At 65.4% G+C, this 19884-nt stretch carries 19 protein-coding genes and 2 pseudogenes; 8 read left to right on the top strand and 13 right to left on the bottom strand.

Features of this window, described 5'->3' with window-relative positions; all coding sequences use genetic code 11:
- Nucleotides 1–284: 284 nt before the first annotated feature.
- The gene (locus tag F7O44_RS08275; protein WP_162449743.1) at nucleotides 285–1241 is read left to right on the top strand and encodes a type 2 periplasmic-binding domain-containing protein; all 957 of its coding nucleotides are present in this window, start codon (nucleotides 285–287) and stop codon (nucleotides 1239–1241) included.
- On the opposite strand, the gene F7O44_RS08270 is transcribed toward F7O44_RS08275, so the two are convergent.
- Entirely contained in the window at nucleotides 1238–2392 is a 1155-nt protein-coding gene (locus F7O44_RS08270) for a glycerophosphodiester phosphodiesterase (protein ID WP_162449742.1), read from the bottom strand. The genes F7O44_RS08275 and F7O44_RS08270 overlap by 4 nt on opposite strands.
- Before the next feature lie 182 nt (nucleotides 2393–2574).
- Between F7O44_RS08270 and F7O44_RS08265 the strand changes: the two genes are divergently transcribed.
- Nucleotides 2575–2877, top strand: a complete 303-nt coding sequence (locus tag F7O44_RS08265) for a DUF1905 domain-containing protein (RefSeq protein ID WP_162449741.1) — start codon at nucleotides 2575–2577, stop codon at nucleotides 2875–2877.
- 59 nt (nucleotides 2878–2936) lie between these two features.
- Here F7O44_RS08265 and F7O44_RS31675 read toward each other — a convergent pair whose 3' ends face one another.
- From F7O44_RS31675 to F7O44_RS08240, 5 genes are read right to left on the bottom strand one after another with little or no spacing between them, the layout of a single operon-like run.
- Nucleotides 2937–5873, bottom strand: coding sequence for an NEW3 domain-containing protein (locus F7O44_RS31675; protein ID WP_162449740.1), 2937 nt, complete (start codon nucleotides 5871–5873; stop codon nucleotides 2937–2939).
- A gap of 38 nt (nucleotides 5874–5911) precedes the next feature.
- On the bottom strand, nucleotides 5912–7147 hold the full coding sequence (locus tag F7O44_RS08255; RefSeq protein ID WP_162449739.1) for a mandelate racemase/muconate lactonizing enzyme family protein: 1236 nt from the start codon (nucleotides 7145–7147) through the stop codon (nucleotides 5912–5914).
- Between the two features lies 1 nt (nucleotide 7148).
- On the bottom strand, nucleotides 7149–7976 hold the full coding sequence (locus F7O44_RS08250) for a carbohydrate ABC transporter permease (protein WP_162449738.1): 828 nt from the start codon (nucleotides 7974–7976) through the stop codon (nucleotides 7149–7151).
- Nucleotides 7976–8893: an ABC transporter permease subunit gene (locus F7O44_RS08245; protein ID WP_174255895.1), complete on the bottom strand. Its 918-nt coding sequence runs from the start codon at nucleotides 8891–8893 to the stop codon at nucleotides 7976–7978. The genes F7O44_RS08250 and F7O44_RS08245 overlap by 1 nt, the downstream gene beginning before the upstream one ends.
- Nucleotides 8894–8915: 22 nt before the next feature.
- Nucleotides 8916–10268 (bottom strand): ABC transporter substrate-binding protein, encoded by a 1353-nt coding sequence (locus F7O44_RS08240; RefSeq protein WP_162449737.1) that lies wholly within the window; start codon nucleotides 10266–10268, stop codon nucleotides 8916–8918.
- 147 nt (nucleotides 10269–10415) lie between these two features.
- On the opposite strand from F7O44_RS08240, the gene F7O44_RS08235 reads away from it, so the two are divergent.
- Nucleotides 10416–11186 carry a FadR/GntR family transcriptional regulator gene (locus tag F7O44_RS08235; RefSeq protein ID WP_162449736.1) on the top strand — a complete coding sequence of 257 codons (771 nt, stop codon included), beginning with the start codon at nucleotides 10416–10418 and terminating at the stop codon, nucleotides 11184–11186.
- A 116-nt stretch (nucleotides 11187–11302) separates the two neighbouring features.
- Here the strand turns inward: F7O44_RS08235 and F7O44_RS08230 are convergent, their stop codons facing one another.
- The 3 genes from F7O44_RS08230 to F7O44_RS08220 form a co-directional block, all read right to left on the bottom strand.
- Entirely contained in the window at nucleotides 11303–11761 is a 459-nt protein-coding gene (locus tag F7O44_RS08230) for an SRPBCC family protein (protein WP_162449735.1), read from the bottom strand.
- A gap of 149 nt (nucleotides 11762–11910) precedes the next feature.
- Nucleotides 11911–12303, bottom strand: coding sequence for a type II toxin-antitoxin system VapC family toxin (locus F7O44_RS08225; RefSeq protein ID WP_162449734.1), 393 nt, complete (start codon nucleotides 12301–12303; stop codon nucleotides 11911–11913).
- Nucleotides 12303–12578 carry a type II toxin-antitoxin system Phd/YefM family antitoxin gene (locus F7O44_RS08220; protein WP_162449733.1) on the bottom strand — a complete coding sequence of 92 codons (276 nt, stop codon included), beginning with the start codon at nucleotides 12576–12578 and terminating at the stop codon, nucleotides 12303–12305. The genes F7O44_RS08225 and F7O44_RS08220 overlap by 1 nt, the downstream gene beginning before the upstream one ends.
- Before the next feature lie 376 nt (nucleotides 12579–12954).
- Here F7O44_RS08220 and F7O44_RS30115 point away from each other — a divergent pair, with 376 nt between their 5' ends.
- Together F7O44_RS30115 and F7O44_RS08210 are read left to right on the top strand one after the other, a co-directional pair.
- A complete protein-coding gene (locus tag F7O44_RS30115; RefSeq protein WP_222851173.1) occupies nucleotides 12955–13173 on the top strand; it encodes a helix-turn-helix domain-containing protein in 219 nt (72 codons plus the stop codon).
- 124 nt (nucleotides 13174–13297) lie between these two features.
- On the top strand, nucleotides 13298–13612 hold the full coding sequence (locus F7O44_RS08210; RefSeq protein WP_162449732.1) for a transcriptional regulator: 315 nt from the start codon (nucleotides 13298–13300) through the stop codon (nucleotides 13610–13612).
- Nucleotides 13613–14535: 923 nt separating this feature from the next.
- Here F7O44_RS08210 and F7O44_RS08205 read toward each other — a convergent pair.
- A complete protein-coding gene (locus tag F7O44_RS08205; protein ID WP_162449731.1) occupies nucleotides 14536–14781 on the bottom strand; it encodes an addiction module protein in 246 nt (81 codons plus the stop codon).
- A gap of 58 nt (nucleotides 14782–14839) precedes the next feature.
- Here F7O44_RS08205 and F7O44_RS30110 point away from each other — a divergent pair.
- Nucleotides 14840–14974, top strand: a pseudogene (locus tag F7O44_RS30110) (IS5/IS1182 family transposase); the annotation flags it as partial.
- A 147-nt stretch (nucleotides 14975–15121) separates the two neighbouring features.
- On the opposite strand, the gene F7O44_RS08195 reads toward F7O44_RS30110, so the two are convergent.
- Nucleotides 15122–15868: an aminoglycoside phosphotransferase family protein gene (locus F7O44_RS08195; protein ID WP_162449729.1), complete on the bottom strand. Its 747-nt coding sequence runs from the start codon at nucleotides 15866–15868 to the stop codon at nucleotides 15122–15124.
- A gap of 156 nt (nucleotides 15869–16024) precedes the next feature.
- Between F7O44_RS08195 and F7O44_RS29585 the strand changes: the two genes are divergently transcribed.
- The gene (locus tag F7O44_RS29585) at nucleotides 16025–16504 is read left to right on the top strand and encodes a hypothetical protein (RefSeq protein WP_222851172.1); all 480 of its coding nucleotides are present in this window, start codon (nucleotides 16025–16027) and stop codon (nucleotides 16502–16504) included.
- On the opposite strand, the gene F7O44_RS08185 is transcribed toward F7O44_RS29585, so the two are convergent.
- The gene (locus F7O44_RS08185) at nucleotides 16505–17128 is read right to left on the bottom strand and encodes a hypothetical protein (protein ID WP_162449728.1); all 624 of its coding nucleotides are present in this window, start codon (nucleotides 17126–17128) and stop codon (nucleotides 16505–16507) included. It abuts the gene before it with no gap.
- Nucleotides 17129–17292: 164 nt separating this feature from the next.
- Entirely contained in the window at nucleotides 17293–18582 is a 1290-nt protein-coding gene (locus F7O44_RS08180; RefSeq protein WP_162449727.1) for a DUF4143 domain-containing protein, read from the bottom strand.
- A gap of 572 nt (nucleotides 18583–19154) precedes the next feature.
- On the opposite strand from F7O44_RS08180, the pseudogene F7O44_RS08175 reads away from it, so the two are divergent.
- Nucleotides 19155–19850: pseudogene (locus F7O44_RS08175) on the top strand (Mu transposase domain-containing protein); the annotation flags it as partial.
- Between the last annotated feature and the right edge of the window lie 34 nt (nucleotides 19851–19884).

Here is a 19884-nt window from a genome sequence, read left to right as displayed (position 1 = left end):
GGCGAATCCCTCCAGAGCCGGCGCCGCTGCTGCTCGCGTAGCATCCAGTTTCGTCACCTGATCGTCGTTTCTCACCTGATCACACCCCCCTTCCGCGTTGATCATGGGCACCTGACGCCTATTGGGCGTCGAATAGGCGTCAGGTGCCCATGATCAACGCGGAGGGGGACCCACGGCTTGTGCGTCTGATCATCAAGTGTCCGCCTGCCTCGGAGTTGGTCGGCGACGATTGGGTAAGCTCCCGGCGTCCCGTTCTGTCGGCCGAACTACTCCCTGGAAGAACCTTGATCTCACCCAAACAACTCGGTGTGCTCGGCATCGGCGTCTTGGCACTCGCCGCCTGCACCAGCGACGACGCAGCCAACGTCGAGGTCAATCCCCCGTCGACGGCGGCCGCGACTACCGCACCGACACCCACAGCCGGGCCCACCGAGGCGGACCCCACCCCGGACACGTTCGGCTCGCTCGCCGATCTTGTACCCGAAGACCTCCAGGGCAGTGTCCTCGCGTTGGGCATCCCGCCGGAGGAGATGCGCTCCACCGTGTACCTCGAAGTCGAGGACGGGGTCGCAACCGGCGTCTTGCCCGAGCTGCTACAGGCGGCGGGCAACCTGCTCGGCCTCGAGACCGAGCAGCGTGAATTCAACAACGGGGACGAACTAGAGGAGGCGTATCTGGACGGCGACCCGGCCGCATACATGGTCGTGGCCTCGCCGAGAGGTTTCCCCACGTCATACGCCGACATTGTCGCCTTCGTCGAGTACGACGAGCTTTTCCTGCTCGGGCCCGGCGTCGAGATCGGCGACGAGCCCACTGACCTATGTGGGCTGCGGATCGGCCAGTACGAACCCGAGCACAGCGAGCCGAGGCTGGCCGGCTACTTCGCCGAGATCTCCGCCCTCTGCGAGGCCATGGGCGAGTCGATAGAACTCGTTTCGTACACCCCCGACGACATCTCCACCAGCGAGGCCGTCGCGGCAGGCGATATCGACGCCGCGCCCACTGACGAGGTCATGGGCGCACGTGCGCTGAGCGATTTCCCAGAACTCAGCCTTGGCGGCCACGTCACCGGCCGGGGCACGTCGACGTTCATCGTCGGCCAGGAACACGGTCTCGCCGAACCGCTGGCCGAAGCTCTACACGAGCTAGCGGCCAACGGCACGTACGAGGAGATCATGGCCAGCCATGGGATGCCCAACGTAGCTCCGAGCGAACCCATGGTGAACGTGGTCGAAGACTAGTCCTGCCCGTTGAGGAAGTCGTCCCGGGCCATCATCGCGGTGTCGGGGTTGTCTGCCCACACACCTTCGACGCCGGCCTCGAAGAACGCCTGGAACTCGGCGAAGGCGTCGCCGTAGTCACCTGGATCGTCGCCCCAGCGCAGATCGGTCGGCAAATACTGGTTCTCGTTGCGGAACGTCCACGCCATCACATCGAGGCCGGCGGCTTTGGCGTCGGCCACCAGCGAGGAAGGTTCGCCGAGCGAGCCGTCGGACTCCCTGGGAATGACCAGGTTCTTGTTGGGGCCGATCCAGTCCGCGTAGGTAGCGATCTCCTCCAGGCCCTCGGGGGTCACCATGTCGGCGTAGGTCGGCCCTTCACCGTTGGCGATCGTGTCGTACGGGGCGCCTGATGTGGTGATCGCCTGGACAACCGGCACCTTCAGGGCGTCGTCGAGCTTGCGCAGGCTGGTCGGTTCGAACGACTGCACCAGCACAGGGCCGTTCACGCGGTTGAGGCCGTTGCGCTTGATGATGTCGATGAGCGGCTCTTCGAGCGGCAAGCCGATCGACCTGAAGTATGTCGGATGCTTGGTTTCCGGGAACAGCCCAATCTGACGACCGCCGCGGCTCGCCTTCTTCGCGAGGTCGATGATCTCCTGGAACGTCGCGATCTCGAAGCGGCCGTCGTAGATGGTGTTGTGCTGGCGGATGTCCTGCAGCGGCTCTACCGCACGCAGCGTCTTCAGCTCGGCGAGGGTGAAGTCCTCTGCGAACCACTCGTCCTCGATGAGCCGTCCACTCACGGTCTTCGTGGTCTGCCGGTCGGCGAACTCCGGACGGTCGGCGACGTCCGTGGTGTGACCGAGCCAGGGCTCGTGCCGGGCCACGAGCACGCCGTCCTTGGTGGCGACCAGGTCGGGCTCCAGGGCATCGGAGCCCATCTGGATCGCGAACTCGTAGGCCTCGATGGTGTGCTCAGGCCGGTAGCCCGAGGCACCCCGGTGGGCGAAGACGATCGGTCGTTGATCCATTGCCTGCCCGCTGGCCGAGGCTTGCTTCGGTGCTGCCGACGTGCTGATCGGTTCGGGGTTGCTGCCCGCCGGGGGTACGGCGATGGCCACGGCCGCGGCGCTGGCGATGACGGCATGGAGTGGTCGACGGAAGGGCATCGGTGCTCCTCTCCGGCGGCGCCATTCAGGGGGTTCACTTGCGGAGCCGCCGCTGCTCGTGAACGTACTCAATCGATTTAGGAACCGTCAATGGATTGCGGTCGTCGAATCGCCGAACGGTTGGTGACGAACTAGGGCAAGCCCGCCCCGGCGAGAACGTCGCCGCGTGAGATCCTCACCGTATGGTCATCATGTTCGACGCCGAGCTCTGGATATGGGATGCCCGGCAGACTGACAGCTGGACGTTCGTGAGCCTGCCGGTCGATGCGTCGGAGGACATTCGCCAGATGACCGCCGGCGACCGCCGCGGCTTCGGCTCGGTTCGGGTCCGCGTCACGATCGGTGGCAGCACGTGGAAGACGTCCATCTTCCCGGACAGCACCCAGGGCCGCTACGTGCTCCCCGTCAAGCGGGCCGTTCGCACGGCCGAAGACATCGAGGCGGGTGACTCCGCGACCGTGACGGTCGAACTCGTCGATCTTTGATTCGGCAAGGTCGTGGTGGGGCGCGCAACGGATTTGGCGCACCCCACCATGGTGGCTGTCTACTCGCTCACGCTGAAGTCGCTGAACCCGAACCTTCCGGTCACCCCCGCAGCGTGGGACGTCGCGATCAGACCGGCATCCTGCGTCGCCGAGATGCCGGCAAGCTCGACGGTCGAGCCGACCTGCGTCCACGAGTTGCCGTCTGTGGAGTAGTAGCCACTGACCTGTGACCCGGAGCGAACCAGCCGGACCCAGGCCGGCGCCTGGACTCCGCCGGCCCCACCGAAGGAGTCCAGGTATCCGTTACCGTCGGAGTCCCATTGGAACGAGACTCCGTTGCCCGGTGTCACCACCATCACCGCGTATCCGGGCGACGAGCCATCGGCGGTGACATCGTTGCGGATGACCACTCCGGCTTTGGCCCAGGGGTGGGTGTTGTCCATGTGGGTGACCCGGGCAGTGACGGTGGTGTTCTCACCGACCGCGCCCGGCTGGTAGATGGCGCCGTACTCGTCGAACGCACCTCCAGCGTCCTCCCAGATGTCCGCGCCCTCGGTGAGGATGGCGAACTCCGGTCCTGCCTCGGCGAACTGGCTAGGCACCGAGCCATAACTGTCCAGCGAGGTCAGCGGGTTGAGCGCGGTAAGCGTCAGGGAACGGTCCGCTACGTAGGTGTCCCGTTGGATCCGGAAGCTCAGCTCCGCGCTGACCGTCCGTTGGCTGAACGGGACGTCGAATGCCCCGGGTGCGGTGACTTCCCAGGACACGGTGGCCGCCGCCCCCGGCGCGAGGGCGCCGCGCAGACCCTCTCCGATCTGCACGGCCTGCCAGCCGTCAGGGATCGCGATCGAGGCGTCCTGACGGACGAGAGGGCGATCGCCCCGGTTCACCACCGTCATGGCGACGGTCGTCGACTCCCCGGCGTACACGCTCGTCCGGTCTGCGGCCAGCATCACGCCGACCGGACCGTATTGGTCGAACTCCCCGGTGGGGCCGGCTCCATCGATCACTTGTTGCGCCCCCGCCGGGATGTCGTCAGCGGAGAAGGTGACGTTGTCCGCCACGACGTTTCCGCGTTCGCCGTCGACGATGCCAGTGATGGCCGGATTGGTCGAGAAGTTCCCGGTCAGTGCGAGGTCGCCGGTGTTGTGGCCGCCCTGAATGTTCGCGTGGGCCCACTGGTCGTTGGTGTTCATCAGGACGTTTCGGGTCACGTCGATGTAGCGGGATCCCTCGTCGAAGTACAGGCCGAGCTGGCCGGTGCCGTCGCAGAAGTTCCCCTCGATCGTGCTGTTCGGCTGTGCCGAAAGCAGATAGATACAGCCCGCGTCCCACATCGTGTTCACCGTGTCGACCAGGTGGTTGCCGACGATGCGGACGTCAGTGAGAGTCGTGGGTGTGTCGTAGATCGGCTGAAAGTCGTACAGGCCACGGTCGATGTATTCCTGGCTGCCGCCCGGATCGTTGGCGCCCCAGCCGTATCCGACGCCGATACCGCTGTAAGGCATGTGGGCGATGTAATTGTGCTCGATCGAGAGCCGGGTGGCGTATGTGGCAAGGATCGCGTCGTTGTCCAGATAGTCCAGCGCCGTGGAATAGATGCGGTTCTCGCTGAGCAGGATGTCGCGGTTGACCATGCGATCGTCGGACGGATGGTGCGCGTCGGCTTGGATCCCACCCACGGCGATGCCGCCGCCGGCGCTCTCGGTGAAGGTGTTGCCGAGCACGGCGATATCGTGGGCGCCCAACCCGACGCCGGTGGCGTGGGCGTTGGCGTCTTGGCCTATGCCCAGTGCGACCGACCCGAGGTTCACGAAGGTGTTGGCCACGAACGTGATGTCCTTGGCCGCCGAGACCTGCAGCGCCCCAGGCATCTGCTCCCAGTCGTTGCGAGAGCCCTCGAATCCGTAGCAGCCGCGCGAGCACGTCTCGAACGCGTCAGCGGGCCGATCTGGCTGGACGCCCGTGATGATGGCGCCAGTCTGTTGGTTCGCGTAGCCGTCGGGCGAGTTGGGGCCGAGCCAGGTGGTGCCGGTGAAGGTCAGTCCCTCGAACCGCAGGTTGCTGGCCGGTTCGTCGTAGGTGCCACCGACCTCCACCAGAGTCTCCAGCCGCGGCAACTCGACACGCGTGTTGTCGAGGTCTTGGCCCGGCAGCGGCTTGTAGTAAAGCGTTCCGGCATCCGTGTCCAGGTACCACTCGCCGGGCTGGTCGAGAAAGGCATGCGAGTTGACCAGGGAGAACCGTGGGCCGATGTACGGGTTCTGGATCGTGTCGTATCCGTAGGTGTTGTTGTCCCAGCCGGGCTGCTGCATGGTGACCGTCGAACCAGAGATGCTGTCCACCCGGGTGATCCGCGTGGTCCAGGTCAGATGCGCGACGAGTTCGATGCGCTGCTGGTCCGGCAGGTCGGACAGGTAGCTGAGGTTCTCGTTGTTGATGGTGAACCCGTCCGGGTCGAGCGTGAGGTCCGACGAAGCCAGGCTGATCTGGGCGCGCCGGGCAAAGGCACCGTCGACATAAAGTTGCCTGCTGTCGAGGCCATGGCCGACATCCGCCTTGTAGATACCCGCCTCGGCGTCGTCGAGCTCCCAGCCGGTCACCTGCTGAGCGCCACTGACCTCGGGGTTCGCGCCGGGTGCCGCCTTCCACGTGACAGTGTGCCCGTCACGACCCGAGTCCGTGGCGTCGAAGCGCAACGGAGCGTCCAGCCGGTGGGTGCCGTCGAGCAGCACGACGGTGACATCACCGCGTGCTTGGGCCGCTTGGTCGCGAGCCCGCCGCTGGGCCTCCTCGAGAGTCGCCAGCGGCCTATTCGTCGTTCCCGGGCCTTCGTCGTCGGCGTTCACCGCTCCGGTCGGGGCGACGACGATGGTACGACCCGGCGCGGCGGCAGTCGCTCCACCTGAAGGTCCGGTGAGAAGTCCGGCGGTCAGCGCGGCCGTCGCGCAGGCTGCGAGGAATGTTCGTACGTGGCGTGAATGGGGAGGACGCACGTTACTTCCTTTCTTCGGGGACGACGGTTCTCGGGTGATCACCAATAGGGCGTGGAGGACGCCTCATCGGGGCGCGGGGGTGCAGGGTCCGCCAGAGAAGGGGCAGGGGTTGGTGGTGCGGCATTACCGTCGGTGACGGCCAGTAATCGCTTCCCGGCACGCTCCGGCCGGACATGGGGGCCATCATTGGTCAGCGCCACCATCCGACGTGTAGCGGCCGCGATCACGTCCTCGTCGATCTCGATGCCCAAGCCCGCTGAGTCTCCGAGGACGAACGCCCCATCCTCCACATGCAGATCGACCGAAACCCCCGCAGGCGGCCGCAAGTCTTGGAGCTCGCTGGCGAGGTGGTTGGGTACCGACGTCGCGGCGTGCAGAAGCCCGATCGGGCTGTTCCCGATCGGGCTGACGGGGAGGTCATGAGCGTGGGCGAGGGCTGATACCCGCAAGAAGTGGGTCACTCCCCAGACGGCGGCTGACTGGACGATGTCGATCGCGCCTGCGGCAAGCAACGGACGGTATTGTTCGAGACCAGTGAGGTTCTCGCCACTGGCTATTGAGGCCCGGATTCCTCTACCAACGACGGCCAGCCCTTCGGCGTCCCAGCGTCGGACCGGCTCTTCCACCCAGGTGAGGTCCAGGATCCGTTCTAGCTCACAGACATGACGAACTGCCTGCTTGCGCGTCCATGCCTCGTTCGCGTCCAGCATCAGGGCGGGCCGCAGGCCGTGTGCTGCCTCAGTCAGGACCTCTCGCACCAAGCTCAGCCGGCGCACGTCCCGTTGCACATCGAGGCCGCCCTTGAGTTTGGCCGATTTGAGCCCGTGCTCGGCGTATACCTGGTAGGTCGATACGAGCTCAGTATCGGTGAGGCCGATGTCGAGGCCCGATGCGTACGCGGGGACGGTTCGGTCGCGACCACCGAGGAGCCTCCAGAGTGGTTCCCCCGCGGCTCGGGCTTTGATGTCCCACAACGCGGTGTCGAAGGCTCCGATGGTCCCGAACACCGCGCCCGCGTGACCGGCCTTGAACGTCTGCCGAAGCATGCGGTCGTAGAGCGCGGTGACACCACGTGGATCCTCACCGTCGATCGCGGCAAAGATCAACTCAGCTTCCACGGCAGGTCCCAGGCCGATACCGGAGATTCCTTCGTCGGTGTCGACAACGATGATCGGCACCGTGACGACCCCGTCACCGAAGACGCCGTTGGCGTCACCGACCGGGCGGCCCCACTCCTGGACTGTTGTCAGGCTGCGAAACCCAGTTATCTTCATGTCAGCCTTTCGTGGCACCGGCGGTGATTCCGTCGGCGATTTGCCGCTGGAAAAACAGGTAGATGAGCAACACCGGCAGCGCCGCGATCAGCACGCCGGCCGCGAATGTCGGGATGTTGTCGGAGTACTGGCCCCGGAGTGCGGTGACCCCGACCATCAGCGTCCGGTTCTCCGCAGACGGCATCATCACCAGCGAGATGAGCACGTCGTTCCAGCAGAACAGCGTGTTGAGGATGCCGACCGATAGCAACGCCGGCGTGCCCATGGGAATCATGATTCGCCGGTAGACCCCGTAGAGCGTGTTGCCGTCGATTCTGGCCGCGTCGATGATCTCGTCCGGGATGCCCGAGTAGAAGCTCGTCATCAGGAAGATCGTGAATGGGAGGAACTGCGCGACGTATGCCAGGATCAGGCCGGGGTAGGTGTCGATGAGCCCGGCGTCGGCCATCGTCCGGGCGAGCGGCACCATGATGACCTGAAACGGGATGAACAGCGCCGCGAGGATACCCAGGAACAGGATGCGCGAGCCGCGGAAGCGGAGCTTGCTCATCGCGAAGCCGGCCATGGATCCGAACAGGAGCAGCAGAGCCACCGCGCAGCTCACCACGATGAGCGAGTTGACGAAGTAGCCGGCCATCCCGGCGTTGCTCCACGCGGAGGCGACGTTCTCCCACCGAAGGGCGCTGGTCGGAGAGAAGCGGTCGAGGATGTACTCGTGCCGCGTTTTCATCGCGACGTTCGTGGTGAAAACCAGCGGGTAGATCGTCGCCAGCGCGAGGACCGCCATCGGGATGGCGATCAGCCACCTGCCCGCCCGGACGCCGGGCATCAGTCTTCCCTCCCCGAACGCCGCAGCACACTGATCTGCAGCAGCCCTACCACGAGCATGACCAGGAAAAGCACCGTAGACGCGGCCGAGGCCAGCGCCGGGCGGTTCATCTGACCCTGCTGAATCCAGATGTAGTACTCCGGCAGGTAGGTCGAGCCTTCCGGACCACCGCTGGTCATGACGAAGAGCAGGCCGAACATCGCGGTGAGCATCCCGATCATCGTCGTAACGAAGACGAATTGAATGGTGCGGGCCAGCCCCGGGATAATGACGTGCCAGATCTCCTGCACGAGCGACGCCCCGTCCACCCGGGCGGCGTCGAGGAGCGACGAGTTCAACGTCGCGAATCCGGCGAGGAAGACCACGAGCGCCATGCCGAAGGTCGCCCACACATGTACGCCGACGACGGTCAACATGGCTACTCGCCGATCCCCAAGCCAGTCGACCGGGCCTAGGCCGATTGCCCCGAGCAACCCGTTGAACGGGCCGCCGTACGCCAGCAGGAGGTTGAAGATCGCGCCGACGATCACCGGTGACAGCACGGCGGGAAAGAAGTAGACGACCCGGTAGAACCGGTGCCCGGGAACACGCAGATAGATGAAGGTGGCCAGCAGGCCCGGAATGGCGACCGCCACCGGTAGCAGCAGGACCAGCAGCGCCACGTTCCGCATGGCCTGCCGGAACAGTGGATCACCAAACAACGTCATGTAGTTGTCGAGACCGACCGGCTGCCCGTTGAGCACGCCGTCGCCGGTGAAGGAGAAGTTCACGCCCAGCACGAGCGGGTAGAGCCGGAGCCCCACGATGATCAGGACGGCTGGAGCTACCAGGATGTAGGGCGCGAGCCGCTCGCCGCGTGACCGCCGGGGTTTCCGGTTGCCGGTCCGCCTGGTAACTTCCGGGCGGACCGGCAGGATCGAGGATTTGGCTGGCACGCTGTCAGCTCGCCTGGTCGCTGGCGGCCAGCTGCTCCATCGCCTCGTCAACGGTGGCCGATCCGCTCAGCAGTTGCTGCGACAGCCGCCCCATCAGCTCCAGCGTCTCCGACGACAACGCGACGTGCAGTGCGGGCTCGCCGGTCTCCAGCTCAGCGACGATGGCGGCCACCGACGGGCCGGCGCCTGATGCGTCGATGGTGGTGTCCGCCGCGATCGCGCCTGCGTCGTCGAAGAACGCCTCCAGCGCCGCAGTAGAGGTCAACGATCGGACTAGGTCCGCGGCCAGCTCCGGATCGCTGGTCCACTCGGCGACCGCATACCCGATGCCGCCGTCGTACGGAAGGTTCGGCACCGCATCCTGCTCGACGAGCGGGGCCTGCATCACACCGACGTTCTCCGCGCCGAGGAACTCGCTGAAGTCCTTCCAATGACCGATGTCCGACATCAGCCCGATCACGTGTGAGGCTTCTCCGGACTGGAAGATGGCGAAGGAATCGTTGAACATCGCCGTCGAGTTGGGTGCTTCGTTGTTCAGGCCGGCGTCGTTGGCTTCAGTCCACAGCTCGAAGATCCGCCTGACTCCGGGAGAGTTCCAGTCCCGGTCCCCGGCGATCCAGTCGTCGTACTCCTGCGAAGTGAGCACGGCGGAGCCCATTGCGGAAAGGAAGAACTCGATGCCGATGCCCTCTTGGTTGCCCAGAGCGAAGCAGTGGGCGCCGGTCGCGTCGGTGATCGAGTCGCAATTGCTGACGAACTCGTCCCATGTGGTCGCCGGGTTGTCCGGATCGAGGCCTGCCTCTTCGTAGAGTTCCCGGTTGTAGTAGATCGGGTGGCCCTGCAGCGTCACCGGCGCGGCATAGATCTGGCCGTCTCTGGCGAACGCATCCCAGCCCGCTAGGCGGTCTTGATCCTCGGCGAGATAGTCGTCGAGTGGGACAAGCGAGTCTGCCCGGTCGCGGATCTGACCGCCCCCGTTGAAGAGGATGACGTCGGGTCCTGCGCCGGCCTGAATTGCCCCACCCAGCAGGGTGTAGTACTGGTCGAACGGCTGAGCCACGAACTCCACCTCGACGTTCGGATGCTTCTCGGCGAAGTCGGCCCTGGCCCGTTCGATGTAGGCCGCAGCGGATTCGTCCGCTGACTTCCAGTCCCAGACCACAAGCCGGCCTTCGGCATCGCCGCCTTCCGCATCGCCGCCTTCGGCATCGCCGCCTTCGGCATCGCCGCCTTCCGCGCCGTTGCCTTGCGCATCGCTGCCTTCCGCATCGTCGGCGGCGGATCCCGTGGCGCTACCACACCCGGCAAGCGCCAGGCCGGCTACCACAACGGCGGACCACAATGCTCGCTGCTTCATCGCTGCTCACTTCCCGGAGGTCCAGACGAACGACTATCGGAACGTTGGGCGCAAACGTAACTCGTATGACGTCTTACGTCAATAGAGTGACGTATAATCACGCCAGTCTGTGGCTCCGCCTCCCCGCGCGGCGCCACCGGAGGGAACATGACCGCATCGCAATTGCCGGCCGCCAGCACTCAGGCGCCACCTGCTTGGGCCCAGCGGCCGACCAACCTGGCCAAAGCCGTCACCGCTGAACTGGTGCAACGGATCGTCCGTGGCCAGCTTCCGCCTGGAGAGTTGCTACCACCGGAGCCCGCGCTGTGCGAGGCGTTCTCGGTCAGCCGAACCGTCGTTCGCGAGGCCGTGAAGATTCTCCAGGAGAAGGGTCTGGTGAAGATCCGCCAGGGAGCTGGCACCATGGTCCAGCAGCCGACGTCCTGGAACATGCTGGACGAACTCGTCCTCGCCGCGACCATCTCGGAGGACGAGAGCCTCGCGATCCTCGACGACCTCGTGGTCACGCGCCGCTTGCTCGAATCCGATATGGCGCACGTCGCGGCACGGCTGGCCACCCCGGACGCCGTCGAACAGTTGCGTGCTCTGGTCGAGCGGATGGACGAACTCGTCGGCGACCCCGTGGTTTACGAAGAGCACGACCGAGCCTTCCACGACACTGTCATGCAGGCGTCTGGCAACCGTCTGGCCCGTGCAGTCGTGCGCGCTCTGGAGAAGCAAGCCATCAACACCGCGCGCTACGTGGGCCGGACCGAGCCGGCCCTTTGTGTGGCGTCGAACCAAGGCCACCGCCGTATTTACGAGCGCATCGCGGCACACGACCCCGATGGCGCCGCGGACGCGATGTTCACCCACATCACCGAGGCGTGGCTGGTGCGCCGTAGCGGACAGGGCGATCCTGACCGGTTGACGCGCTGAGCCAGCCAGGCCTAGGACGACGCTCGACAGCGACCTTCGGTACGGACTTCACAGAGATCGCAAGGAGCCCGCTCCGGTCCGTGAGCCACCGGCACAGGCGCGAGACCCGGTCCGGATCATTCCCGCTCTGCTAGCGCGGCGAGTCGCTCAAGTGATGCCTGAAGCTTGTCAGCTGTGGTCGCGCGGGCGCGCCCTAGCCGATTCTCATCGGTCAGCTCCGACCAGTCATACGTGTGCGTGACGCGCGTGCGCGACGAGTCGATCGGCTCGAGCTCCCATCGCCAGAGGTGTCCCGGCGTGGGCTTCCCCGGCTCTGAAGGTCTCCACGCGACGAGGCGGCCCTCCTCGAACTCGACTACATGGTTCTCACGAACGCTGCCTATGGTGAGCGTCATCGTGAACACATCACCAACGGCGCGGATTCGCTGACCGGCCGACGCTTCGGCGAGGTTGTCGTTACCGTCCCAGCGAGGCTGCTGCTTCGGATCTACGATGAGCTCGAAGATACGCCCGGCGTCGGCGGCGATCTCTCGGCTGGCGGATGCGACCCGCGGGACGTCGTCGTTGATGGACATGCCTCTATCGAATCATGCCCGGCAGCCCCGTGAGGATGTCAGCCATGAGCAAGACCGACTCGGTGACCATGAGCGCCGGGGCCTGGTAGGCGCGGCGCGCGACTCGGCCAAGCGAGAAGTCTTGTTCTTTGAATCCAAGCCGACGTTACCTAGCGTGGCATGACGACGCGATGGCCGGACTGCTTGGCCGCCTCGGCCATACGCTCGTCGTATGTGACGAGCGCGCCGAGGTCCTCGCCCAGCCGGAAAGCCGTGGCCAAATGAATCGCGTCGAGAGATCGCACCTCGTCTGGCCGCAACGTCGCCGCATCATCGAGGATCCCGTTGCTGATACGGACGACATCGATCCGCCTCAGCACCTTACGCCCAGCTGCCACCGCCTTCTCCCCAGCGGGCAGCAACGCCCGCACCACCTCGGTGCGGGCCAATGCGCTGGAGACCAGCGGACGACGTCGACGCAAGTACTGCCGCAGCGCCGCAGACTCAGACTCCCGCACCACAAGCTTGATGATGGCAGACGAGTCCAGATAAATCGCAGCCATCAGCGCTCATCGCGACGCAACCGCGCAAGAGCTTGCGAGGCGGACTCAACACCTGCAGGCACAACCATGGGTTCGGGCAAATCGTCAAAGTCTTCGGTTGCGGGCTCGATCTCGCCGGCGGCATGCATCCGCTCCAGCGGACTCCCTTGTGGCATGGGAGTCAGCAACGCCACAGGACGGCCACGATCAGTGATCTCGACCGTCTCCCCTTCTCCGACCAGGCGCAGTAGCTCACTGGCTCGCTGTCGCAGCTCACGCACACCAACCGATGTCATGTGCTATTTGTAGCACAATATCCGCCACGTCGCCGCATTCATCTCAGCAAACGTCCGGACGACTTCGTGGCACGTCGGTGGGTAGTCATCGATACCGGCGTCTTCGGAGCACGCCTTACCCGCATCGACCGGCCTCTTGCGTCTGGTTATAAGCCGTTGGTCGAAGGTCGCGCTCGGATCATCTCGTTCATCACGATGGCTGAGCTACGTTTCGGTGCCAAACTTGCTGGGTGGGGTGAGAAGCGACTGACCCGGCTTAGCCCGGATCTAAGCTCCCGAAGCTCAGGACACCCGTCCCGGACGACGAGTAGACGAACGTCTCCGAGCCGCGAAGCCAACCTTCGAATCCTGTGCAGGGTGGTGAGGTGTTGTGACCGTGACGAAGACTCGCACACGACGTGCCCCGGTCCGTGAACTGTTGAGCGTGACCGCTGCCGCGGAGTACTTGGGCGTGAGTAAGCGCACCATTCGCCGGATGATCCATGCCGGTCACCTCAAGGCCTACCGGATACGGCGCCGAGGCATGATCCGGGTAACCAGAACTGATCTCGACGACATGCTGTACGAGGTCAAGCCTGGAGACGTGCAGCCGTAGTCGTCCAAGCATCAGGTGTTGGGAATGATTCGATTCCGTCGACGTTGATGTTAACGGCGTAGGTTAGTGGGACGGCTCCGTAGACTGGAGAAAGCCCGGGAATGGCGGTGTGGAGGTGAGCAGGATGGGCTGCAAGGTGCTGTTCGGTGATGTGGTGCCGTATGAGGTGCCATCGTCGCTGTCTGCGCTGCGCGGTCCCGCTCACGGGCTGCTGACGGTGCCGGTCACGGTGCATTGGGGGCCACGGCGATCATTCGATCTCGACGACGTGGCCCAGCGGCGCGTCGCGTATCGGGCGATCGTGCGCGAAGGCACTCCACAGATGCAGGAGGCACTGCTGAACCAAGCCGTGTTGCGGCGGGAATGGCGGCGCCTGGTTCTTCCGGAGCGATGCCGCAAGACATGGGAGGATACCTTCCCCGAGCTCGCCGCTGCTTAGGGCGGTGTTCGTGGGTACGAGCGGAGCGGAGCAGCAACGTCACGTTGCCCATCTGCTGCTGGACGTGGTGGGCGATGCTGGGTTTGCGCTGGCTGGAGCCAGCGCGATTCGCGAGCACGGGTTGACTGACCGCCCGACCCATGACGTGGATCTGTTCGCAGGGCCCACGCTTAGTCCCGAGCAGTTCCAAGATTCGCTCGCACGCGGTGAGACCGCGTTGCGCAACCACGGTTACCAGGTGACGCGTACCCGCAGTTTTCCGTTCTTCGCGCGTCTGCACGTGATGGACGCCGACGGTGCGGAGTTGGAGGTCGACTTCGGTATCAACTGGCGGGCGCACCCGCCCGTGCAGCTGACTGGGCCGTCAATCTCCTTGACTCCCACACGCCGGGGCTTGGAGAGCCGAACCCGGAAAGATCCTCGCCAGACTCCGCGCCTGATCGGTCGTTGGACGCTCGGCGACGCAGACTCGGCAGCCCCGCCCCGGTTAGCCACGATGTGGCCGAGCCCGAACCACCTGGGCGGTCTCTCTAGCTCCCACTGCCTTGGTCGGCGAACAGCGTCCGCACCATCGGCTACTCCCCCACCGCCGGGTTCATCATCACCGTCATCACGGTGGTCGACGACGGGCACCTGTGGGGCGCGTGGCGGGCCAACGACAAAGACGTTGCGACATACGAGGCAGGAACCAGATACGGGAGGAAGCGATGAGAGAACACATCGTCGATACCGAGGCCTCCGAGGCAACACGTGACGACGGACCACCCCCTGGCGTCACGCCGACCCTTCCGGGGCGGGGCACCGTGCTCTCGGTGCGGCTGCCACAGGACGAGGTCGGGAGACGCCAAACCCAGACGTGCTAGCCAGCGAATGACGGCGCTTGCGGCCCGCCGATGCCTCGGGCTCGATCCGAATGTGATGGTTCAACGCTGGGCGAGTCGATCAGCCAGCCGGGCACGGACATCTACCCAAGCCTCACCTACGGAGTCTCCAGCCAACACCCGCCGGCCGCGACGTCCGATCTCGCTCGCCCAGGCCTCTTCCACCTCCCGTTGATCAACCCCCGGCCGATCACGCAGGCTGGCCAAGAGTTCGGCCGCAACGTCAGCACGATCATGTGCGGGCAGCGCCAGCGCCGCCTGAAGCACGTCCTCAGCCTGACGAGTCACAAAAATCAGTCTAGGCGTCAAGACAGTCCTGACTCCTAACCGCGACGGCGAACGTCCGCCCTCTGGCGCCCGGCGCGGCATCGGGAACGGCTCCGGCATGGGCGTGTACCGCTGGGTCGTGGAAGGAGCGATCGCGCTGCTGCACTGGTTCCGCCGCCTGCGCATCCGCCGGGAGATCCGCGACGACATCCACCACGCGTCGTCACCCTCGGCTGCGCGGTCATCTGCTGGCGATGGCTCCGCACCGCACTCTGTTGGGAGCAAGGGCAGGTGATGCGCCCCAGGAGAGGGCCTGCTCCTTGCGTCAGAACGCACTCGTAGCAGTCGGGCTCGCGCAGCCTCACATCCGGGATCTCAGCACGTCGACCTCACAGCCCGGCGCGAACGCATCGAAGCCGTGCTCGACCAGCCAGCGAACCCCCAGCAGGCTTCGCAACGACCACCACGCATGGACCACGTCGAGTTCGACGTCGGTGCCATAACCGGCGATGACGTCGTCGAGGTGCTCCTCGTGTCCGAGCGTGAAGGTGGCGAGGTCGAAGAGGGCATCACCCCGGCCCGCTTCGGACCAGTCGATGATGCCGGTGACCTCGTCGCCGTCGACGAAGACGTGATCGACCTGCAGGTCGCCGTGCGTGAAAACGGGAGTCCACGGCCGGATCGCAGCCTCGGCGACCTGGCGGTTGCGGGCGACCAGGTCGGCGGGCAGGATGCCGTTCGTCACGAGCAACTCGCACTCGCCGTCGAGTTCCGCCGCCAACTCGTCGGGATCCCGTCGGCGCCGGCCGGGCCAGGGCGGCAACGGCGCCTCGTGCAACTTCCGGATGGCGGCACCCGCTGCCGCCCACGCCGCCGGGGACGCGGTCGACGGCTCACCGAGGCGGCCGAGCGCCGTCCCCGGGAGTGCGGCGATCGCGAGCACGGACGGCTTGCGCCACAGGACCTCCGGGGTCGGGACCGGCGCCAGGGCCATCGCCTCGACCTCGACGTCGATGCGTGCCTGATCGGCATCCACCTTCAGGAACACGTCACCGACGCGCAGCGTCGCACGCTCGGAATGGGCGACGACGACTTTGACCTCATCCATGGGCGACCAGTATCCCGGGGGTGATCGCCGACGTCGCTGGAATTATCGGGTGCCAGTGCCGGGGAGACCGCGGCCGCCATCCACGAGATCGGGGACTTCCTGCTCGACGACTTCGACTTCATCGTCACCGCACGCAAGGGCACCCGCCTGCCTGGCGTGCGCCTTCGCATCCGACAGCTCACCCCTACTGAGGTCATGCCGGTCAACGGCCTGCCGACACTCACAGTCGAGCGGACGATCGCCGACCTCGTCGACACCGGCACGGACATGTCGCTGGTGGCCGACTCGGTGCGCGATGCCGTCCGGGCCGACAAGCTGGTCTCCCGCGAACGCCTCGTCACACACCTCTACGCGATCAAAGAGGCAGCCAAGAAGCCCGCACGGCAGACCGGCCCAGGCGCCAGCGCCGCCACGTTGGCGCAGATCCGGCAAGCCCGGTTCGATCGATTCCTCTCGCGTGTCTTTGCCGACGGCGACCAATCCGAATGGCTACTCAAGGGCGGCATGAGCATGCTCGCCCGAGTCCTCCGGTCACGCACCACCCAAAGACATGGACCTCGCCGCCCAACATGCACAGGACCTCGCCGGGTCGACGCCGTCCTGTACGAGGTCAAGCCCGGCGACGTACAGCCATGACTAGAGACGGTCGATCCAGGGATGGCCCGGCAACGTCGTCACCAAACCTTCGAGAAGCCAGCTCCGGCGCTCCTTATCAAGCAGCGGCAGAGTTGCCTCGAAATCAGCCTGATCTTTAGACCGCATGCCCGCCGCCTTGTACAACAACTGGATCTCCGGCTGGAGATACCGCACACCATCGCGTTCCCAGAGCGCGTCGGCCATCGGCATCGTCATGGTGGGGTCTCGTCGGTAGACCCACGTATCCGCGGTACCGGGCGCGAGGAGGATGTCGTACTCCCACGGGTCAAGAGCACTACGCCTCGTCCACACCTGATCGCAGCCATCCGGGAGCACGTCTTCGCCCGGAAGGAGCGGCTGTAACGCACCGTCGGTCGCCGTCCACACGTCGAGACGACCAACAAGATGGGCCGACAGAACCGGAAGCTCCGAACGCAACACACACGGATCGATGTCAGCATGCCGCCGCTCCACGCCAGTGAACGCCCACAGCGCCCATCCTCCAGCCACCCACCACGTTCCTTGATAGCCAGCGAAGAGCTCGGCCACGTCGGCGGGCGTCCGCAGAGCCCACGGACCATACAGCCGGACGAGCTCCGCACCGCTCAGGTCGTTGATCCCCACCGAACGCTCCCCTGTCCGCTGACCGAGCCTGACGAGTCATCAGGCAGTGTAGGCGTCAGGACAACCTTGACCCCGAACCGCGAAGCGTCTGCCCTTTAGCACCCAGTGGCGCTCTACGAGGAAGTTCCTACCTGCCCCACACTGTGAATGTGCTGGTCACGCTGTCACAACGCGGAAACGGGCTTTCCGCCCCAGAGATGGTTGATGGGCAGGGCCATCAAGCGATCGCCGAACGGTAGCGACCGGGAGCCGGTGTAGAAGACCACACCAGCGACGAACTGATTGCCAAGGCGATCACGGGCCAGCGACAGGTGCCTGAAGTCATGGGCGTTCACAGTTGTGGCAGCTTTGACCTCGACACCAACCGCGCGACCGTCTGGCGTCTGGAGAATACAGTCGATCTCGCGCCCATCGCGATCACGGAAGTGGTACAGGTCGACCTCAAGGTCGGCAGCTGCGCGGAGCTTCATCAACTCGTTGACCACGAACGTTTCCAGGATCGGTCCGGCACCCTCGCTTGTTGGGCGCGCTAGGGAGTCCGCGCTTTGCCCACGCAGCCAGGCCGCGAACCCACTATCGATGACGTGGATCTTGGGGCGCTTCTTGATCTTCGCGGTGAGGTTCTGCGACCAGGCCGGTAGCCGATGTACGAGATAGACCGTCTCGAACAACGCAAGATCGGAACGGATCGTCCCCGCATCAACCCCCATGACTCGCGCCGCTTCGGCCACATTGAGCTCCTGCGCGGTGACCGCGGCCAAGTAGCGCATGAACCGAGGCAGCCGTTCCACCTGCTCGATCTGCTTCAGCTCACGCACATCGCGCTGCGTCACCGTCCGCAAGTAGTCTGCGAACCACCGACTCCGTGGACGACCTACTGGTCGCCGCACCACCTCCGGAAATCCACCCGTGCAGGCCACCTGTAGATACTCATGCCGGGTAACCGGCGCCGTATCGGCAGCCAAGAGTGCCTGAGGCCCGTCAAGTAGCCGTTCGATGAACTGGGGGCCGACACCTGCTCGTTCCGCGACCGATAGGGGCCACAGATCAAGGACCGCGATCCGCCCGGCCAGCGACTCGGAGATCGTTGGCACGGTCAGGAACCGTGTCGAGCCCGACAGGTAGAACTGCCCGGGCCGCCGATCACGATCAGTCACGATCTTGATCGCCAAAATCAACGGGTCCCCAACGCGTTGAACCTCGTCCAGGAACGTCGGGCGCGGAGCTGACATGACATACCCTTCGGGATCCGCTCGCGCCGACGCACGTTCGACATCGGCGTCCATCGAGCGCAACCACCCGCCGAGCTCGGCATGCAGCTGTTCCAGTAGCGTTGTTTTGCCTGCTTGTCGTGGACCGTTGACCAAGACGATTCGGGCATACTCGCCGACCTCACGCAGCTGGGCCAACAAGTGTCGCTCGATCAGCCCGTAACCAGCATCATCAAGAATCACACTGCCACACTACTCCTGTTTTGCCGACCGAGTGATCCCGATTCGTCGGCCATTAGATCCTGATCTGCCGAACGAACAATCCTGATTTGCCGTCAACAAGCCGGCCCACTGATGACGTCAGACGCGGACACCAACTCGCATGCGGAAGCCCTCACAGGACCGAAGCACGGCCGCGAAGCCGACACATCGGCCCGTCCGCCGGCGTGTCGCAGCGATGCATGAGCGATGCAATGCCATCGGGGCTGACCAAAACAGGAACCTGACCTGCATCCTTTGTGTGTGGGCGCAGCTGGGCTCGAACCAGCGACCCCTGGTTTGTAAGTCCGTCTACTGAGCAGCCGGACAGTGACGCATGATGCCGATCGATGCCGTTTCTGCTGCTCAGCAGGCTTTCTGAGTGCCGGCACGAGCCGGAGCATCCGGCTCGTACCGGCCTTTGCCAATACTTCCGGGCTCCCCTCGGCCCCCAACACCACGAGCCCGACCTCGGCCAGGTTGCGTACTTGGATGGCGCTAGAGCGGTCTGGAAATCGTCGGCCCCGACGTCGGCGATGATCGTGTGCGTGGTACCCACCAGGCTGAGCCCGGCGGCGATGCTCGCCGAGGAACAAAGCCGGCTTCACCCGCTGCCCAAAGCGGCGTTCACCGCCGCGTTCGGCACCACCCGCCGGGCGAACTGGGACGGCACGATCTCGGTGGAGGGTGTGCGCTACTCAGTGTCCAACCTGCTGGTCGACACCCGCGTCTGGGCCCGTTTCTACGGCGACGAGCTGATCATCGCCGCCGTCGACCCGGCCCACGGCACCACGACCGAGGCCGCCCGCCACCACCGCGGCACCCCGGGCAGCCCGGTCATCGACGACGCCCACTACCCACCCCGGGAGAACAAGGAGACCGACCGCACCCCGACCGCCCACAACGCCGCCGAGGCCGCGTTCTTGATGCTCGGCCCCAGCGCAGCCAGTTGGCTGGTCGAGGCCGCCGCCGCGGGCACCCGTCGGGTGCGGGCGAAGATGGCCGAGGCCGTCGCGCTGGCCAAGCTGCACTCACCCACGCAGGTCGACCGCGCGCTGGGCACCGCTGCGGCCACAGGCCGTTTTGCCGGAAAGACTTGTTGTCGATCCTGGACTACCAGGCCGGGCTCACCGATACCGAGCCGACCCGCGCCAACGAGACACACAGCCTCCCAGCCGGGCACTTCCGCCTGGGCCTCCTTCGGCGTCCCCACCGACCCCGCTGGCCCCACCGACGGCAAGGAGGCGATCTGATGAACACGCCACTTCGCACCACCGTCTCCGGCAC

The organism is Phytoactinopolyspora mesophila, from assembly GCF_010122465.1.
Lineage (GTDB): Bacteria > Actinomycetota > Actinomycetes > Jiangellales > Jiangellaceae > Phytoactinopolyspora > Phytoactinopolyspora mesophila.
Note: the sequence above shows the minus strand (reverse complement) of the source record. Positions and strands in the feature narration are given on the sequence as shown.

Excerpts from the sequence above, each read along its gene's own strand:
- F7O44_RS08225 (WP_162449734.1), bottom strand. The coding sequence starts at position 12,303 with ATGGCTGCGATTTATCTGGACTCGTCTGCCATCATCAAGCTTGTGGTG.
- F7O44_RS08240 (WP_162449737.1), bottom strand. The coding sequence starts at position 10,268 with ATGAAGCAGCGAGCATTGTGGTCCGCCGTTGTGGTAGCCGGCCTGGCG.
- F7O44_RS08210 (WP_162449732.1), top strand. The coding sequence starts at position 13,298 with ATGGGCTGCAAGGTGCTGTTCGGTGATGTGGTGCCGTATGAGGTGCCA.
- F7O44_RS08230 (WP_162449735.1), bottom strand. The coding sequence starts at position 11,761 with ATGTCCATCAACGACGACGTCCCGCGGGTCGCATCCGCCAGCCGAGAG.
- F7O44_RS08250 (WP_162449738.1), bottom strand. The coding sequence starts at position 7,976 with ATGCCCGGCGTCCGGGCGGGCAGGTGGCTGATCGCCATCCCGATGGCG.
- F7O44_RS08220 (WP_162449733.1), bottom strand. The coding sequence starts at position 12,578 with ATGACATCGGTTGGTGTGCGTGAGCTGCGACAGCGAGCCAGTGAGCTA.
- F7O44_RS08270 (WP_162449742.1), bottom strand. The coding sequence starts at position 2,392 with ATGCCCTTCCGTCGACCACTCCATGCCGTCATCGCCAGCGCCGCGGCC.
- F7O44_RS08235 (WP_162449736.1), top strand. The coding sequence starts at position 10,416 with ATGACCGCATCGCAATTGCCGGCCGCCAGCACTCAGGCGCCACCTGCT.
- F7O44_RS08255 (WP_162449739.1), bottom strand. The coding sequence starts at position 7,147 with ATGAAGATAACTGGGTTTCGCAGCCTGACAACAGTCCAGGAGTGGGGC.
- F7O44_RS08195 (WP_162449729.1), bottom strand. The coding sequence starts at position 15,868 with ATGGATGAGGTCAAAGTCGTCGTCGCCCATTCCGAGCGTGCGACGCTG.
- F7O44_RS08265 (WP_162449741.1), top strand. The coding sequence starts at position 2,575 with ATGGTCATCATGTTCGACGCCGAGCTCTGGATATGGGATGCCCGGCAG.